The following is a 16,934-nucleotide window of genomic DNA, read 5'->3' on the forward strand; positions in this document are numbered from 1 at the left end:
AAAGAAGAAATTTAATATACACAACAAATCCAATAAAGACTTTGAATAACTGTTTATGGATCTCACACAAAAAAATTAAAATACAAGTATCTAAAAGTGCATTGGAAAAATATTACTAAATCCACAATAGGTAAATTTACCCATCGATTTATTTAGAATTTATACATTTTTACATAGTTTCTAAAAAAGTCTTTTATTTTGTTCCAACTATTTTCAACTTTCTGAAAGTCTTTATTTTTTTCAGCATCGTCAAAATACGTAAGTGATTTTAAAAAGACTGCTAAATTGTATTTAAGATATTTTTTTGTATCATGTCTAACAAATTGTTGATGCACCATTTATGAATCTTTATCAATGTCCAGAGGTCAAAAAAATCTTTTTTTAGACCTCTTTTACTTATGGCATCTGCCTTCATACAAGCTATATCTTCATCACTTGCCACTGGTACATTTTTTATTTTCTCAATTTCTTTTATAAGAGGATATGGATACTCAAATAAAGAAACCTTTACCCCATTAAGTACAAAAATAAGAGTTTGAGTATCTCTATACACAAATTTAAGTTCTTAAGTAACTCTTTTTCATATAGTTCAAGTTTGAATTTTTCGGTTGGAAAAAGATAAAAATCGAAATCCAAGGGTGGTCTATGATTATATTTTAAAAGAAGAGAAGTACCACCTGCAAGATAAAACTCATGGAAAATGTCTAATTCCAGTATTTTTTCTAAAACATTCTCTTTCTCTAAAATTAATTTGTGCATCAGAAACCTCCAAAATCAGCTGCCAATAGCTTTTATCCCTACCCTGAAACCTGTGGAAATTATCCAAAAAAACTTTTCTCAGGTTGCTTTTTCCATATACTTTTAAAAGCTCTTTTATATCTTCAATATCTCCAAATATCATTTTTCTTATTATAGTCTCATTTCCTCTACAACTATCCCACACAAAATTCATACTAATCATCTCCCATTAATATTATATCATGTGCTGTTTCAAAAATCCAAACAATTAAGATCCTTCGTCGCTTTGCTCCTCAGGATGACGTTCCCTTCGGTGCTTCGCACCTCAGAATGACAGGAAGAGGAGATATCATTCAAGATTCTTCGCACATATTGCTCAGAATGACAAAAAATGAGAAAAGTTTATATTTTTATTTTTGAAACAGCTCCCGCTTTCCTTGATTATTCTGTCTTTTCGTATCGGATCAACTCAATAGAAAATTTTTGATGCTTGCAATGTTAATGCTATTATTGATGTTTCTCACATAACAATAACAGAAGGTAGGAGCAGCAAGTGGTGTTTGAGGTATTTTTGTTACGAATTTTCTCTTAAAGAATGTAAATAATGCTCAAGGAAGGTAATATAGTTAAGAAAACTTTTTAGATTCGTCATAAATTTTGCAAAATTTACAACTCTCTTGATAACATCAAGATTGATGAGTAGTTCTCCGCCAAAAAAAGAGATTCCAACATTTGATTGCCATTTTTCATAAATCACTTTTAGAGCTTTCTTAATTGTTTGCAGATTCATTAAACCTAAACTTCGTTATATGATTTATACAATTTATATTTGTTTTGGAACATGAAAGAAGGGGAGTTGTTTTTTATTTTGGTTTTTCATCAAGAATTAATACATAATTGGAGGATTACCATAACTGCACAGATCAAAAATACAAGGAATTTCACATATCATATCGCATATAACTGTATCTTCACCGCCACAAAGTCCGTCTCCATCTCCGGGTGTAAGACAAGCTTCTATTTGTTCTTCGCTCTTAGGTCCAGTATTTAACAATTTTATTTTCAACTTTTCACTCCTTTCCTTAATCCCCTTCTTTCATGTTGATTATTCAAAACATTATTTATTCTTAATTATTTTTATTACTTTTTCAAGAACAAGATCAGAAACTCCTGTCAACCACTCAAGTCTCTCTTCCGTTGTCATTGTAAGTTCGTAATCTGGTATTACTCTGTTAGGTGAGGAGTAAGATGTGATTGCAGCTGGAATGTAAACATAAATTTTCATATTTGGCAAATAATGATTAATACCACCCATTGTAAAATGTGAGGAATAAATTGGTCTTTCTCCTATTATTCTTCCTATTCCATAACTTTGAACAATACTGGCAAAAGTTATTGCAGCTGAAGCTATACCGTTATCGACAAGTACCCATACTTTTCCATTAAATACAGGACTTCTTGGAGTTATAATCCACGAATAAGTTGTTTCAATTACTCTTCCATCGGTGTTTGTATCATAACGAACTCCTATTCCTGCCAAAGCTTGTATGTTGTACTTGGAGTTTTTAACTTTAACTCTACGTTTCACAGAAAGTTCTTTATTTACGAAATGGCCTAATACTTCAATTACGCTTTGTGGTTTACCACCGAAGTTTCTTCTTATATCTACAACCAGATCTGTCATGTCTTTATTTTCTCTAAAAACTGTGTTCAGAAATTCTCTGAAATCGACAAATAAATTGCCTTTGATGCTAAAACTCCCTATTCTTAATATCCCTATATTTCCTTTTCTTTCAAATTCGTAGGGTAATTTTGATTTCTTAGATTCTTGAACTTTTCTTCTATATTCTTTCATTGTTATAGCCTTTATATTTTTTCTTTTTATAGAGCCGTTATATTCAAATTCTATTTCCGCACTTTTTTTATTCCAAAAACTCGGTATCAAGTTGATATATCGGGAAATTTCATGTTCTTTCCGAGAAGAGTTATCTTTTGTAATGGTGTACTGCTCAAACTCCTTTATTATTTGTGCTGATGGGATGCCATCAATCGCCAAAACTTTTGATTTTATTGGTATATTCTCGATCAATGAAAAAACAACGTAGATATTATTATCTATAACATAAAGAGTCATTGGAAAGATTTGAGAATCATTCGAAATGGGAAGTTCAATACTACAATGGTAATCATTCAGGTAATGGAAAATAGGAGAAACCGCTTTAAAAAATTCAAAACTATCCATAGGTTTGTTAAGTTTTCTTCTTACATCATCAACGATCTCTGCAAATTCTGGGCTTTTAACCAGTCCATTTGGATCAATGTACGCTTCTTTTAGAAGGGCAATAATAAATTCAAAATCTCTTTGAAGTTTTTCTGGTTCAATTTTGGCTGCAAATATCGAGGAAATAAAAACAACACTTGTTAAAAAAAGAACTATTAACACTTTCAAAGATTTTTTCATAAAATCCCTCCTTTTTTAAAACAGTTTATTATGAAACTACTTCTGATTTGTTTGCTTTTGAAAAATTATCTTTTAATTTATCAGGTAAATAAGCATATATTACTAATCCCAATTCAAACAATTTTTTCTTAAAATGGCAACTGAGCTTATCAACGGTATTCCATTCATTAGCCGTAATCAGTGATTCATGATAACATCTACCACCACAAATATATTTTGCCCAGCAGTTAGAACAATCTTGTAAGTGATCCACAGTATAGAGCTTCTCTGAAAATAATCTTCTTGTATTTTCAATAATGTCCTTACGAGTATCTTCAAATATATTTCCAACCTTGCCGTTATTGTTTCCATCCATTCTATGGCAAATGTAAACATCACCCATTGGATTTACAACCAAAACTTTTCTACCACCGCCACACGGATAAAATCTTTTATTTTTACCATGAACAACAGTTATTGCAAGGTTCATCCATCCAAATGTCTTTTTAAAAGCTTGTTTGTAATTTCTATCTCTAACCAGATCTGTAATATATTTTCCAAAATCATTAATTTTCGAAGATAATTCTTCGAAAGTTGGTCTTAAATTTTCATCATTTGTTGTAACTAATTGAATTGTGAATGGTAAATCTAAAGAAGAAAAGTATCCAACTAATTCAATCAAATCGTTATTTATAGAAGTTAACGTAGCACGAATACTAACTCTACCATTTGTGTTATACAATAATAATTTTTTAATACTATTTAAGATAGTATTATGTGTGCCTTTACCAGCTTTTGTGTAACGCAATTTATCATTGTAAAATTGATCTCCATCTAAGCTTATCAGAACACTAAAATCATTATTTGTCAGAAAACATGCAACATCATCTTTTATCAAAATTCCATTGGTTGTCATTCCAAATTTTACATTTCTTCCAATATATTCTTTTGCAAATTTCGTAACTTGTTTTATAAGTTTAAAGTTCAGCAGAGGTTCTCCTCCGAAAAATGTAATTCCCACATTTGATTGACCCTTATCAAAAAAAGTTTCAATTGCTCTTTTAGCAGTTTCAAAATCCATGACTCCTGGATTACCATAAGTTCCGTTGTTTCCATAACAATATTTGCAATTTAAATTACATTCATGAGATACTGTTAGAACTATTGCATTAATATCATACTTTTCTTCAACCGTTTTCGTCAACTCATTTTTTTGTTTAATTGGTAAGTATTTAAATATTTCCTTTTTTATAGATTCTGGCAAAGTACTTTTGTTTTCAAAAAATGAAAATAACTCTTCATCAATCTCAAACAACAACAAATGCTCAGGCAAAAAAAGAAGATGTTTTCCAAAGCGACTTATGAGTTTAAATTCCATATTACCCCTTCTCCCCCGTTAGTTTGTTTATTTAAATGAATGTGAGAAAAAATTCACTTGTTAAATAAAATACTTAAATTTTTTTATATTCCATCCAAATTGCATTATACAATTTATAAATTCACTCGTACAACCTTCAAAAAAATTCATTTTGCCTTTTTTTTTTTTTTTATGACAAATTATTAAAAAAATACTTTGTGTTTTAAATGATTACTAATTTATTGTTTGTGTGTTAACACATTATTTTTTTAATATTACAACGAATTTGAAGATTCTGTCGAGAAATTGCTATAAAAAACACTCACCAAAACAGATTAATAACCCATATCAGAGGAAAAGCTCACCAAAATACTTTCTGAGACACTTGAAATTTGTAAAAAATTTGATTTTGAAAATTTAAATGTTGATAACTATGCAGAATATGTAACATTTAGAAATAAAGGAAAATTATATGGAATTTTAGGGGGGCTTAGATAAAATGTATATATGATCACAACATGATGTGCAGTTTTGCACACCATATTATTTTATTGCAGTAATCAAAAATAATTTAGATAAAGTCACATGCCCTGTACTTATCACTGGAAGTTTAAAAATAATTTAATAAATGATATTGATAAAAAATTGCTTGAGGTTGCAAAGAAAATAGAAACATCATTGACAATATTTAAATATAACGGAAATCACCCCATTATAAAAAGGAATTTTTCAAAAATATATCTATAAGATTTTTAAATGGGAATTTGTAATTTGAATTAAATAAGTTTTTAATGTATTATATAATTGTTGACAAAATTGATATAAGGAATAGAGACGGCTTTTGTACATGCAAAAATGGATAGGGTAATTAAGTTAGAAATGAGCATAGATGTTTATTTCAGGCGTTTTTATAATGGTTCAGCTGAGCAATTAATTAAGATATTGAAGAAACTTCACCAAAAATACGCTCCAGAAGTAAACTTTATACCTGAATTGTAATTCAGTTTCCGAAGATCTTCTAATTGAATGGTTTGAACCTTATCTTTACTTTGACTACTTTAAATCTGTTGATTTATGCAATTAAATCAAAATCTGTTATGAGTTTTTTTGCAAAAAAATAACATCTAGCCGAATATTTACCAAACAAGTAATTATATGTTAAACTGGATAGATAGTATAAAAAAGCACCCGAAAATTATTTGGTGATGGTATAAAGGTAACTGTGAATACAGATGATGCTATAGCGTGGAATTTTTTCAACAGAAAAGTTTAATATAATTAGAATAATCGGAAAGGTTGTCAAGTGTTAGCGATGTTGGATAGGTTAAAGAGTTAGTGAAAAAATAAGATTTTTCATCGTTTCGCTCCTAAGAATGGAGGTAGGAAAGACTTAAAATGACAAAAAAGAATATTCCACAGAATGATTAAAAAATGAGAAGAGTTTATATTTTTTACTTTTTAAACAGGTTCAAAAAAAGCTTGACTTTGCATAAAATTGTTTGTTTTTTGTTCAGTTCCTAGAAGAGTATTATAAGAAAAAAGCTATTATGGGGGATTTAAGTGATAAAAATTATTGATACATTTCAAGAATTTAGAAAAGTTTTTTGTAATAAATTAGATTTATCTGTGAATGAAAAAGTTGAACTGTGGGACAAAAAGTATATATCCAAATATCCTGAACTTGAGAGAAAAATAAAAGAAGATTACGAATTAAATGGGTATAATTGGCAAGAAATAGCAAAAAAACTTGTTTTTAACAATATTGAGAAAAATTACAAAAAAATGATTCAAGCATATCAGAATATAGTGCAAATAATTAATAAAACAAGTAAGAAAAGTTTTGAGATGTTTAATCTAAATTTAGAATTGAATGTAGTACTATATTGCGGACTTGGTAATAGTGCTGGCTGGGTGAATAAATATGAAGGAAAAAGGGCAATATTGTTTGGAATTGAAAAAATTGCTGAACTTAAATGGCATACGTTAGAAAAATTAGAACCACTTGTAGCCCATGAATTATGTCATGTAATACATTTTGAGTTGAGAGGGGAAGATGATTTACCAAGAGGGATTAAAAAAACTAAATACAATTTGGGAATTTGGAGAATATATGAAGAAGGATTTGCACAATTTTATCAAAACAAATTATTAGGAAAAAACGTAGATTCTCGTGGTAAAAAGTGGATGGAACAATGTAATGAAAAAAGGAGAACTTTAAAAAAGTTATACAAAGAAGCCTTGGAAGTGGGAAACACACAAAACTTTTTTGGAGATCGGTTTGAAGTTTTAGGTATCAGTGATGCTGGTTATTTTTTAGGAGCTGAGTTAATAAAGAAATTAGATCAAAAATACTGTATAGAAGACTTGGCTCGATTAAATTTTGAGATAATAAAAAAAGAAGTATTAACTTATTTATCTGAGTAAAGATATAATGTATGATTTATCACATATAAAAAGAATTCTTAAAATGGTCAAAAGGTTAGCAACACATTGTGAAAACGAAATAGATATGGATTTAATTATATATGGTGCTTATTTTCATGGAATCCTTTATAAAAAAGAAAAACAAATATTGAAAATTCTTAAAACTAAAGAATTGTCAAAGGAAAAAATTAATAAGATAATTCAGGTTTCCTGGAAATCTCAAAAGAAAAAAACTCCTGTAACATTAGAAGGGAAAACCCTTCATTGGGCTCACTTAATTGAAGGAGGTAAGACTTTCATAATTTGAAATCCTTAATTGCTGGTACTTTAAGAGGTCAAGTATTAGAAGAAACAATAGAGTATATTGAAAAAAACATACTTGGAAAATTCAAGCCTTACCTTTCAGAAACACAGAATCTCTATATCGATAAAGAAGAATTTGCAAGGAAGTTTTTAAAAGAGTTAAAAGAAAATTTATGATTGCTGAAAAGAAGGAATTTGTATGAAAAAAGGTGATAGATTGTTCGTTAGAATAGATTATAGAATTAAAGATATTAAATTTGGACCAACAGATTTTGAAGATCGTTTAAAATAGTTAAACGATGTCGCAGCTAAGAGGTATTTTATTGGTGGAGGTTTCTTAAATGAAGATGACGGAATGCTTATTTTTGAAGCAACAGATTTAGATGAAGCTACTGAAATTGCAAACAATTATCCTATAATAAAAAGAAAATTGTATACTTATAAACTGTTTGAGTGGGAGTTAGTTGTTCTTTCTAATAAAAACGGTTATTGATACTTTTTTCATGGTTTTTTATCTATAATTTTTATAAGTCTCTCTATTTGTGGATCTTTTTTATTCAGTATATCTTCCATTGTTGTATAAACTTCGATATCAGGGTATAGGCGTCCTCCGGATCGTTATTAATGTTAGGCCTCATCCATTTTTTGGGGATACATAAAATTTAAATCCTGGAATTGGTAGTTGAAATCTTAAAATATCTCCATAGCTGGATGGTTGATTTCCTGTTGGAGTGCCTATTATCGTTCCTAAAAATGTAAAAAAAAGGATTATTATTGTTGGTTAGATATTACTGTTTAGAAGAATTAGAGAAAAATTCAAGTTTTTCCTTTAATCTATAAGATTTTCCTTTAATTAAGATTACGTGGGAATGGTGTAATAGTCTATCTAATATTGCTTGAGCTAATACAGGAGAACCAAATATCTCGCTCCATTCTGAGAACGGAGTATTGGTAGTTATTATTGTTGAATGTTTTTCATATCTTTTTGAGATTAGTTGGAAGAATATATTTGCTCCATCTCTATCTATTGGTAAATATTCTATTTCATCTATTATTAATACTTTGTATTTTACAAAGTGTTTAAGTCTTACTTCTAATCTGTTTTCTTTTAGAGCTTTTTTTCAATTGAGCTATTAATTCTTGGAAATGTATAAAATATGTTGAATATCTATATTTTTCTATTCTTAATGAAACTGCAAGATGCGTTTTACCAAATCCTGAAGTACCTACAAATAATATATTTTCATTATTTTCTATAAATATTAAGCTTTTTAAATCTAAAAGTAGTTTTCATTAATTTTTAGATTAACTATTTTTCCTATGTATTCTGTTGGAAAGGAGTATTTATTCCCTTTGTAGTATATTGTAGTATATTAATGAATCTTTAACCTTAACAGAGTGGTCTACATATGATTCGATATGTCTTCTTGGCAAGTGGGATAAATACTCTTTTTCTTTTTGAAACAACAATAATGGCGGAACATTTGTTGCTTGGCTTATTTGTGTGTTGACTTTTTTATTTATTCTTCTGATTATATCTTTTAGTTCTTCCTCACTTTCAAAAGCGTAATCATATGCTAATAACCAATTTAAAAATTTATTTGCTGACTCTACTTTCCCTTTGGTATACGAGTGTCTTGGTTTACACACTTTAATTTTAAATCCAAAATCTCTCGCAAAAGCTTTCATCTTGTTGTTTATTTTTCTACCACTTTCAGTGATGTCAACAACAGATTTCATATTGTCAAATAATATCTCTTGAGGAACACCACCTGTAGTTTTAAATGCATTGATTAAACATTCAAAAATATCTTGTTGTGTCTTGCTTTGTCTGTATTCAAAGTAACAGTATCTTGAATATCCCAATTTGTAATTAAATACATTTACCACAAATTCTTCTCCATCCTTTGAATGTAACCTCATATTTTCTTTCCAATCTACTTGAGCTTGAATACCAGGTAAAGTTTCAAATCTTGGATGCCCTTTAGTTTTTTTCTCTGGTCTCAACCCCTTCCTTTTTACATATTTCCTAAAGTTTGAATATGTCCCTACCACTCCCCCTTCTTCATCTCTTAACCTTTCATATGCTGCTCTAATCGTGATCCCCTTAATTGACATTAACATCGATATCTTTTCAAAATATTTATCTAACTTGCTAGATTTGTTCATTTCCAATATTTCTTTACTGTCCTTCTGTCTATCCTGTATATCCTGGCTAATTCAGAAAAGTTCGGCCTCAAATCCATTCCCCTTAACATTTCCAAATGTTGTTTGATTTTTTCTGGTATCCCTCTTTCCTTTGGAAGGATACCATTTATGTACATTTTTGTGCATTTTTATTTTCCTCTTCTTGGCCATTTGTATTTTACCATTTACATCTTTGGTTTTTGCGTAATATTCGGTAATATGTGCTTCTTGAAATCCATACTATTTTACACAATATTTTAATGCTGAATTCTTTGTTTAGTTGGTTTATTACTTCAATCTTTGTTTTTTATTTCTTTTTCTTCAAGTATCTTTTTCATAGAGAGTTTCAAATATGCATTCTCAGCTCTCAACTTTTCATTTCTTATTCTAAAGTTTTCTTCTTTGGCCTACCTCTTTTTAGTTCAACAGTAAGATAGTTGCTAATCTACAAACGAACTCTGCTTTGATCAATACCCAAAAGAGAAGAAATGGTTCTTTTTGGAAGTTTCTCTTCAAAGTGAAGTCTAATGACTTCTTGTCTTAGTTTAGAATAATATTTCTTAAATTTCTGCCCTTTTTTGTCAAAAAAATACACCCCCTCGTTGGTTTTATTTTACCACTTCGAGGTGCTTTTTTTATTGTTTCATTTTTCATAATATGATTAAAAGCTATTTTAATTTTTCTTTTTTTACATTATTAAAAATTACGGGCTTATTTTTGATTATAAAGTAGATTAATGTTAATCTTTGTTTTTCATCAATGACCAAATAAGTTGGCTCTTTTTTTCATTAGGGGTTATAGCTTTGTTTTTGGATTGTTGATTGGATTTAGCTATTTTCTATAGTATTATGATTCTTACAGATAGACCTTTGTATGGAGAAACTAATAAATCTCTAACTTTTGTTTTATTCTAAACAAAAGGTCTTTGAATGTCGAATAATGCTATATCTTCAGTGTCAATTAAAGATAGCAAGTTACATATTTGTCAATGCGTTAGAACAAATAGCATATTTACATTGGTGTTGTTTTGCACTGTAATCTTCCTATACATAAATAATTAAATATAAAATATAATTTGTATGTTATGTTTTGTAACGCTTCTACTATGATATTATACATTAATTAAGTTGTTTGAAAAAAGTTTTTAATAAAAAATAAGTATATTACAAAGTTGATTTTCTTTCGGAGAAATATTTTTTTGAAGTTACAGCTATATATAAATATAATCAAGCAGAAATACCATTTAAAAAGTATTTAAGTGGTGTATTTATATTGCGTTTAACGATATTGTTACGTTGTTGAAATTGAAAAAATATTGATTCTTTGTTATTATGAAGTAGTGTAGCTTTTTTATAAAAGCTTTGTCACAATTATTTTAAATAGGAGGTATAAAGTATGAACAAATTATTTAAAGTACGGGTAGTAGCTTTATTAGTTCTTCTTGTTTTCACCACGGGTTTGTATTTTGGTGAAAACGTTTCTTTGAAAAATTATGTGCTTGTAACTGTAAATTCGAAAGTTAAAATTATGGATTTTAGTGATCCAATGTATCCAGAAGAAGTTAGCCAATTTTATGCAAAAACTGCTAATAGATCATACGTTAATGGAAATTATGTATATGTTACAGCTAAAAAAAATGGTCTTATGATATTTGATATATCTGATTTAACAAATCCAAAACAAGTTGCAACTGTTAACACTAATGGTGAAACATATGCTCTATATATAAGAGATAATTATGCCTATGTTGTAAATAAAAAAAGATTTTTTGTAGTATTTGACATATCTAATCCTGAAAGTCCAAAGCAGATTAGTCAGCTTGAGTTATTAAGTAATACTAATTCATCTATAAGGATGGCGGATATATGGGTTGAAGGAAAGTATGCATATGTAGCTTGTAAAGGTGATGGTTTTGCGGTAATTGATGTATCAAATCCTAAAAGTCCAAAATTAGTTAGAATAATTAATAATAAAGAGTTCTTTGATAATGACAGCGACTCGTTTGCAGTAACAGTCGGAATATATGCAAAAAAAGATTATCTCTATATGATAGATTGGAGATTTGAATTAGTAGTATATAAAATATCTAAGCCTACAAAACCAAGACCAGTTACAAATCTTGAACTTGGAGAAGGCTCTGTTAATGATATATTTGTGAAAGGAAAGTATGCGTATATTTCACTTAATAAAGGTGTTGCAGTAGTTGATATATCTAACCCTAAAAAACCAAAGAAAATTGTAATGTACAAGACTAATGATTCTGTGCCAGGAAAAGTATATGTCTTAGGAAATTATGCATATGTTCCAGTGGGGTATAAATTAGAAATAGTTGACATATCCAATATAAAAAGACCGAAGAAAGTTAAAACTCTTAAATTAGATGGATATGGACCGCGCGTAACTGGTTTAGGTGAATAATAAAAATAAATATAAATATTTCAAAAAAATGGCTTCGGTGAAGTTTCGAAGCCATTTTTTTAATAATATGATTTATTTATTAAGTGCGTAGTTAAAAGGGGTTAAATCTTTCACATGTATGTGTTTAGAATGACAAGAAAAGGAAATACATCTTAAAATAACAAAAGATCAGGGTGTATTTTAGAATGATGGGAGGATCTAGCGAACTTTAGAATAAGAAAAGAATAATCTTCCTTTAAACGAGCAGTCAATCTTGGCAAAAGTATGGCTAGGACTGTTGGTCTTGTGCTTCTGTCAACATCAGCTTCATTTTATATGGAAATAATTAGTGGAGTGGAAGATATTCTTTCTGCTAATAACTATTATAGCTTTTTATGACATTTGAAACTTTAAATGATAAAGAAACAATTTGTAAAAAAATCGTTTATTATTAGAAAAAAAAGCAAGTGGATGAACTTATCGTTTTTGATCTAGAAGCGAGTGAGGCTTTTGTACATCAAATGTCAGAAATTAAGAAACCGTGTGTATATCTTGAAAAAAATTTAAAAGTTCTAATATATACGGCCTCATTTGATAATGAATTTTGAAGTTTGCTTACTATGCAGCACCTCTTGGAAGCTCATGGCTTCGAAAAAATAGTTTTTGTTATGAGTCTTTTTGATAGTTATCATGTTTTGTAGAGATTAGAAAGTTATAGAAGAAAACTTTTAGAATAGTGGAATAAAGTATGATGAGTCGTTTGTTTTTTTGGATAATTTTACAAAAGAAGACATGGAAAAAGTGAGTGAGGCTATTTTTTTAATCGACCCTGAAGCGATTTTTGCTTCAAACGATGAAATAGCTTTGGGATTTGGTTACAGGGCAAAACAGCTTGGCCATTTACCTACTGAGATACATGCTATAGTAGGTTTTGATGATGATCGTTGAGCAGAATCTTTCTCTTACAACAGTGTGACAACCAAAAATGCCAATAAAAGTTAAATTTCATACAAACGTTCTTGTAAGAAAATCTTGTGGTTGTTGTTTTAAGAGTGATTTTTAAACAACGTGTATGTAACCATAGTTTGTTTTATAAAAAGGCATAGATATATTTTGGATACGAATACTTTTTTGATGATTGTTGTGAATACATAATAAAACGCCAAAAACACCATGCCCTTGGATAAATTTTATTTCTAATGGGAATTAGCAATTTCAAAATTGAATAGAATAGCAAGATGGTGCCTATTATAAAAGATGATTAGAGGAAATATATTTACATTTGTGATGTTGTTATCGACGATATTCGGTTTCCTTTTTTCATGATTAAAGATATTTGTTTCAGGAGAAAACCTAGTTGAAATTTGGATTTTCGCTTTAAAAAATGAGAAAGAAGTTGAAAGAAAACTTATTTGAGTCTTTTTAAAAAATAAAGAGATATAATTGTTATGTGAAAAATTAAATAAAAAACTATTTGGATAACTCTATTAAATTGTACAACACAAATTTTGCATATCATGTGTTCTAGGTATTTTCGTGGTTTACCTTTCTTTTTAGAATATTGCAAAATAAATTCGTAAAATTCTTTGTTGAATTTATAACTTCATCTTTCCCTTTTTTCCTTTTTTGAACAGGCTTGCTTGAAAAATTGACTTAAGTAAAAAATTTTATTATACTTATGAGTAGGAAGGGATGAGATATGTGGTAATTTCATATTATATGTATGTGGGATTTTCGATACTTTCAAATATTTTATATTTTTTCTATAAAGAGCTTGCAGAAGTTTTTTTGGGACTTTCATCAATCTCTTTTTTGATTTTTTTGTATGTAATAGGCTTAAAAATTAAAAGAGAATTAAAGATAAATGTTTTATCCATTTATTATATTGTTTTAAGTCTTGTAATTTTTTCCTTTTTTCCGCTTTATTTGACATCTTCTATTTTTACGTATTTCTTTTCGCAAACTCTTGCTTTACTGTTTGTGCTTTTATACTTAAAATTGATTTTGAGCGTTTTAAAGTCAAGACTATCTATTTTTAATTTAATTTTGTTTTCTATATTAACATTTGGAATATATTCTTATGTGTTTTTTTATAAATTAATAAAAGAAATTGAGAAAAGTTTGACCTGATAAAATAATTGAGTTAAAATATACATGTAAAGTGAATAATTTCCCGAGGGGAGCTCCATATTCCGGAGCTGAGAGGAAGGTGGAAACCTTCGACCCTTAGAACCTGAACCGGGTAATACCGGCGGAGGGACTGGGGAAGAGAAAAAAATGAAATTTTGCCCTCCGGTGGAGGGCAAAATTTTTTTAAGGAGGGATTTAAGATGTGGGATTTAGAAATTTCAAAAATTATAGTAGAAGAATTTACCGAGAAATTAAAAAAAAGTTTAGATGTAGATGTAGCAATTGTTGGAGGGGGGCCTAGTGCGTTAGCCGCTTCATATGTTTTATCGAAAAATGGGTTTAATGTGATAATTTTTGAAGAAAAAAATGAACCAGGAGGTGGGACATGGGGCGGAGGGATGTTATTTAATGAATTAGTTGTAGAGGAAGATGTTGAGTGGTTTTTAGAAGAGCTAGATATGAAATACAAGAAAACTAAAGGGTTTATTTCTATTGATTCCGTACATTTTGCTTCAGCTTTGTTGTACAATTCAACAAAAGTGGGTACAAAAATATTTAATAATGTTTTTGTAGAAGACGTTCTAATGAGCAAAGAGAGAATAAACGGTGTGGTAATTAATTGGGCACCTGTTATAAGGCAAAGGTTACATGTTGATCCTATAACAGTAAAGGCAAAATATGTTATTGATGGTACTGGACATCCTGCAAGTGTAGTTAATATGGTTATAGATAGAAATTTATCAATTGACTTACCTCTAGGAAAAATAAGGGAGTTTCCTATGAATGCAAAAGAAGGTGAAAAATTTGTTCTTGAAAATACTAAAGAAATTTTACCGGGGTTACTTGTAATGGGAATGGCCGCGGTATCTGTTGGGGGTGGTCCAAGAATGGGGCCAATATTCGGTGGTATGTTAAAGTCTGGAATTAAAATTGCAAATATTATTATCGAGAATATTGATGTTGAGGTGAAAGGATGACAATAATAGATGAAATAAAAAGTGGTAAGGTTCCTTCAATTCTTAATGAAATATCAAAAAAAGAAGGAAGAAGTATTGATTATCTTGTAAAAGGATTATTAGATGGGACAATAGTTATACCAAAAAATAATAATCATGTTTCTTTGAAAAATCCAATGGGGATAGGAAAAGGTTTAAAAATAAAAGTTAATGCAAATATTGGTACTTCTTTTGGATATGATGATTTTGAATATGAGTTAGAAAAGTATAGGACATCAAGAAAATATGGAGCAGATAGTGTAATGTTTCTTTCTACATGGGGAGATTTGGATTTTCAGAGAAAAGAGTTATTAACAATTTCGGATATTCCCGTAGGTACTGTTCCAATTTACGATGCAGCGGTCGTAGCATATAAGGAAAATAGGAATGTTGTAGATTTTTCGGAAAAAGATTTTTTGAAAATATTTGAAAAACATGCAAAACAAGGTGTAGATTTTGTTACTTTGCATGTTAGTATTACAAAAGATATTGTAAAAAAACTAAAAAAATCTAATAGAATAATGAAAATAGTAAGTCGTGGCGGTTCTATTATTGCAGGTTGGATAATTAAAAATGGATTTGAAAATCCGTTTTATAGATACTTTGATGAAGTTTTAGATATTGCTAGAGAATATGATGTTACACTGAGTTTAGGAGATTCTTTAAGGCCCGGGAATTTATTTGATTCGTTGGATAGGTTACAATTAGAAGAGTGGTTTATATTTGAAGAGTTAGTTGAAAAAGCTCGAAGTAAGAATGTTCAAGTAATACTGGAGGGGCCTGGGCATGTTCCAATTGATCAAATAGAGTCTACTGTTGAATTAATGAAAAAGTATGGGAAAAATGCTCCAGTGTTTTTACTTGGGCCAATAGTTTTAGATGTTGCACCTGGATATGATCATATTACCTCATCGATTGGATCGGCAATTGCCGCAAAAAGTGGAGCGGATTTTATTTGTTATGTAACTCCCTCGGAACATTTATCATTGCCTTCTGTTGAAGATGTAAAATTAGGGGTTATTTCTTCTAAAATTGCGGCAATGGCTGTAGATTTTTCAAGAGGAAAATTTATTGAGGAAAATTATAAAGTAGCTATTTCAAGAAAAACCTTAAATTTTGAAAACATAAAAAAAGTTGTTTTAGACAAGGAGATAGTTGATAAATATTTAAAGAATAGACCGTTTCACGGGAAAGGTTGTTCAATGTGTGGACCATTTTGTTCATTAAAAATTGTAGAGGAGTATTTGAAAGAATGAAAATAGGAGTTTCAACGAGTGTTATAAGGAGTGATTTTAGATTTTTGAAGTATTTTTTGGAAAAATTCGAAGATTTAGATTTTTATGAATTAGGATTTTTGAGTCCCTTATTTGTGAATAACTTGTTTAATTTGAAAAAGTCATTTGGAATACATGCTCCATTTATATTTAAGATGGATTTTCATCCTAAATTAACGTGCAATGATTATCATGAAACATTTAGGAAGATTAGGCAAAGTGCTTTTATGGCCAAGTATTTATCTGCCAAATATTTAATAGTACATTATCCAGATACATTACAATTGCAAGATTGGAAAGATAATTTTAAATTATTGGATGAATTAAAAGGTATTATTAAGATTAGGATTGAAAATACATTTGGGAATAAATATTTTTATGCGGCAAAAGATTACAAATTTTTATGTGAAGAATTGGGGTTGACTATGTGTGTTGATATTGGACATCTTTTACTTGATGAAAGGATAAATCCATTTGATTTTATAGAAGAATTGTCAGATTTTGTAGAAGAATTTCATGTGTATTACGCAGATGATAAGACTTATAAAAAATGTCATCATTTACCGTGGTCTGATAATGAAAAATACATAAATTTGTTAAATTTTATAAAAGAATTTGATGTGGATATAGTAATTGAAGCAACACCAGACTGCAAAGGGTTAGATAGACTTTTGAATTTCTGGAGGTGA

21 protein-coding genes, 2 pseudogenes and 1 riboswitch are annotated in these 16,934 nt (G+C 29.1%); of the genes and pseudogenes, 12 read left to right on the forward strand and 11 right to left on the reverse strand.

The genetic code is table 11. From position 1 onward, the window contains the following. Positions 1-152: 152 nt before the first annotated feature. From XJ44_RS09390 to XJ44_RS08580, 8 genes are all read right to left on the reverse strand, one after another. On the reverse strand, positions 153-338 hold the full coding sequence (locus XJ44_RS09390; RefSeq protein ID WP_233119545.1) for a hypothetical protein: 186 nt from the start codon (positions 336-338) through the stop codon (positions 153-155). Further along, positions 281-415: a hypothetical protein gene (locus XJ44_RS09395; protein ID WP_233119553.1), complete on the reverse strand. Its 135-nt coding sequence runs from the start codon at positions 413-415 to the stop codon at positions 281-283. The genes XJ44_RS09390 and XJ44_RS09395 overlap by 58 nt, the downstream gene beginning before the upstream one ends. Positions 416-507: 92 nt before the next feature. Then, positions 508-759, reverse strand: coding sequence for a nucleotidyl transferase AbiEii/AbiGii toxin family protein (locus tag XJ44_RS09400; protein WP_233119555.1), 252 nt, complete (start codon positions 757-759; stop codon positions 508-510). Further along, entirely contained in the window at positions 692-952 is a 261-nt protein-coding gene (locus XJ44_RS08560) for a hypothetical protein (RefSeq protein WP_077198734.1), read from the reverse strand. Before XJ44_RS08560 ends, XJ44_RS09400 begins: the two co-directional genes overlap by 68 nt. A 360-nt stretch (positions 953-1,312) precedes the next feature. Further along, on the reverse strand, positions 1,313-1,528 hold the full coding sequence (locus XJ44_RS08565; protein WP_077198735.1) for a hypothetical protein: 216 nt from the start codon (positions 1,526-1,528) through the stop codon (positions 1,313-1,315). 96 nt (positions 1,529-1,624) lie between these two features. Beyond that, positions 1,625-1,804, reverse strand: a complete 180-nt coding sequence (locus tag XJ44_RS08570; protein ID WP_077198736.1) for a hypothetical protein — start codon at positions 1,802-1,804, stop codon at positions 1,625-1,627. Between the two features lie 51 nt (positions 1,805-1,855). Continuing rightward, positions 1,856-3,199, reverse strand: a complete 1,344-nt coding sequence (locus XJ44_RS08575) for a S41 family peptidase (protein WP_233119546.1) — start codon at positions 3,197-3,199, stop codon at positions 1,856-1,858. A 28-nt stretch (positions 3,200-3,227) separates the two neighbouring features. Continuing rightward, positions 3,228-4,556, reverse strand: coding sequence for a radical SAM/SPASM domain-containing protein (locus tag XJ44_RS08580; protein WP_077198737.1), 1,329 nt, complete (start codon positions 4,554-4,556; stop codon positions 3,228-3,230). Positions 4,557-5,390: 834 nt separating this feature from the next. Between XJ44_RS08580 and XJ44_RS09265 the strand changes: the two genes are divergently transcribed. The 5 genes from XJ44_RS09265 (at position 5,391) to XJ44_RS09335 (ending at position 7,755) form a co-directional block, all read left to right on the forward strand. Next, positions 5,391-5,534 carry a hypothetical protein gene (locus XJ44_RS09265; protein WP_158071835.1) on the forward strand — a complete coding sequence of 48 codons (144 nt, stop codon included), beginning with the start codon at positions 5,391-5,393 and terminating at the stop codon, positions 5,532-5,534. Positions 5,535-6,095: 561 nt separating this feature from the next. Further along, a complete protein-coding gene (locus XJ44_RS08585; protein WP_077198738.1) occupies positions 6,096-6,959 on the forward strand; it encodes a hypothetical protein in 864 nt (287 codons plus the stop codon). Between the two features lie 7 nt (positions 6,960-6,966). Then, the gene (locus XJ44_RS09325) at positions 6,967-7,266 is read left to right on the forward strand and encodes a hypothetical protein (protein ID WP_198927387.1); all 300 of its coding nucleotides are present in this window, start codon (positions 6,967-6,969) and stop codon (positions 7,264-7,266) included. Further along, positions 7,263-7,439: a hypothetical protein gene (locus tag XJ44_RS09330; protein WP_198022708.1), complete on the forward strand. Its 177-nt coding sequence runs from the start codon at positions 7,263-7,265 to the stop codon at positions 7,437-7,439. The genes XJ44_RS09325 and XJ44_RS09330 overlap by 4 nt, the downstream gene beginning before the upstream one ends. Positions 7,440-7,617: 178 nt before the next feature. Beyond that, a complete protein-coding gene (locus XJ44_RS09335) occupies positions 7,618-7,755 on the forward strand; it encodes a YciI family protein (RefSeq protein WP_198022709.1) in 138 nt (45 codons plus the stop codon). A 295-nt stretch (positions 7,756-8,050) separates the two neighbouring features. On the opposite strand, the pseudogene XJ44_RS09515 reads toward XJ44_RS09335, so the two are convergent. The 3 genes and pseudogenes from XJ44_RS09515 to istA form a co-directional block, all read right to left on the reverse strand. Next, positions 8,051-8,347, reverse strand: a pseudogene (locus tag XJ44_RS09515) (ATP-binding protein); the annotation flags it as partial. After that, positions 8,343-8,525, reverse strand: coding sequence for an ATP-binding protein (locus XJ44_RS09520; protein ID WP_408645830.1), 183 nt, complete (start codon positions 8,523-8,525; stop codon positions 8,343-8,345). The gene XJ44_RS09520 and the pseudogene XJ44_RS09515, both read right to left, overlap by 5 nt. Before the next feature lie 23 nt (positions 8,526-8,548). Next, a pseudogene (istA, locus tag XJ44_RS08605) lies at positions 8,549-9,586 on the reverse strand (IS21 family transposase); the annotation flags it as partial. A 1,258-nt stretch (positions 9,587-10,844) separates the two neighbouring features. Here istA and XJ44_RS08610 point away from each other — a divergent pair. The 7 genes from XJ44_RS08610 (at position 10,845) to XJ44_RS08635 (ending at position 16,934) form a co-directional block, all read left to right on the forward strand. Then, a complete protein-coding gene (locus XJ44_RS08610) occupies positions 10,845-11,867 on the forward strand; it encodes an LVIVD repeat-containing protein (RefSeq protein ID WP_077198740.1) in 1,023 nt (340 codons plus the stop codon). Positions 11,868-12,313: 446 nt separating this feature from the next. Continuing rightward, positions 12,314-12,454: a hypothetical protein gene (locus XJ44_RS09275; protein ID WP_158071837.1), complete on the forward strand. Its 141-nt coding sequence runs from the start codon at positions 12,314-12,316 to the stop codon at positions 12,452-12,454. A 184-nt stretch (positions 12,455-12,638) separates the two neighbouring features. After that, positions 12,639-12,794, forward strand: coding sequence for a hypothetical protein (locus XJ44_RS09280; RefSeq protein WP_158071838.1), 156 nt, complete (start codon positions 12,639-12,641; stop codon positions 12,792-12,794). 744 nt (positions 12,795-13,538) lie between these two features. After that, a complete protein-coding gene (locus tag XJ44_RS08620; protein WP_232218187.1) occupies positions 13,539-13,976 on the forward strand; it encodes a DUF4234 domain-containing protein in 438 nt (145 codons plus the stop codon). Positions 13,977-14,012: 36 nt separating this feature from the next. Beyond that, a riboswitch (TPP riboswitch) is annotated at positions 14,013-14,124 on the forward strand. A 52-nt stretch (positions 14,125-14,176) separates the two neighbouring features. Beyond that, positions 14,177-14,953, forward strand: a complete 777-nt coding sequence (locus tag XJ44_RS08625; RefSeq protein ID WP_077198742.1) for a sulfide-dependent adenosine diphosphate thiazole synthase — start codon at positions 14,177-14,179, stop codon at positions 14,951-14,953. After that, positions 14,950-16,227, forward strand: coding sequence for a phosphomethylpyrimidine synthase ThiC (gene thiC / locus XJ44_RS08630; RefSeq protein WP_077198743.1), 1,278 nt, complete (start codon positions 14,950-14,952; stop codon positions 16,225-16,227). Before XJ44_RS08625 ends, thiC begins: the two co-directional genes overlap by 4 nt. Continuing rightward, a complete protein-coding gene (locus tag XJ44_RS08635) occupies positions 16,224-16,934 on the forward strand; it encodes a sugar phosphate isomerase/epimerase (protein ID WP_077198744.1) in 711 nt (236 codons plus the stop codon). Before thiC ends, XJ44_RS08635 begins: the two co-directional genes overlap by 4 nt.

Origin of the sequence: Thermosipho affectus, from assembly GCF_001990485.1 — a bacterium.
Lineage (GTDB): Bacteria > Thermotogota > Thermotogae > Thermotogales > Fervidobacteriaceae > Thermosipho > Thermosipho affectus.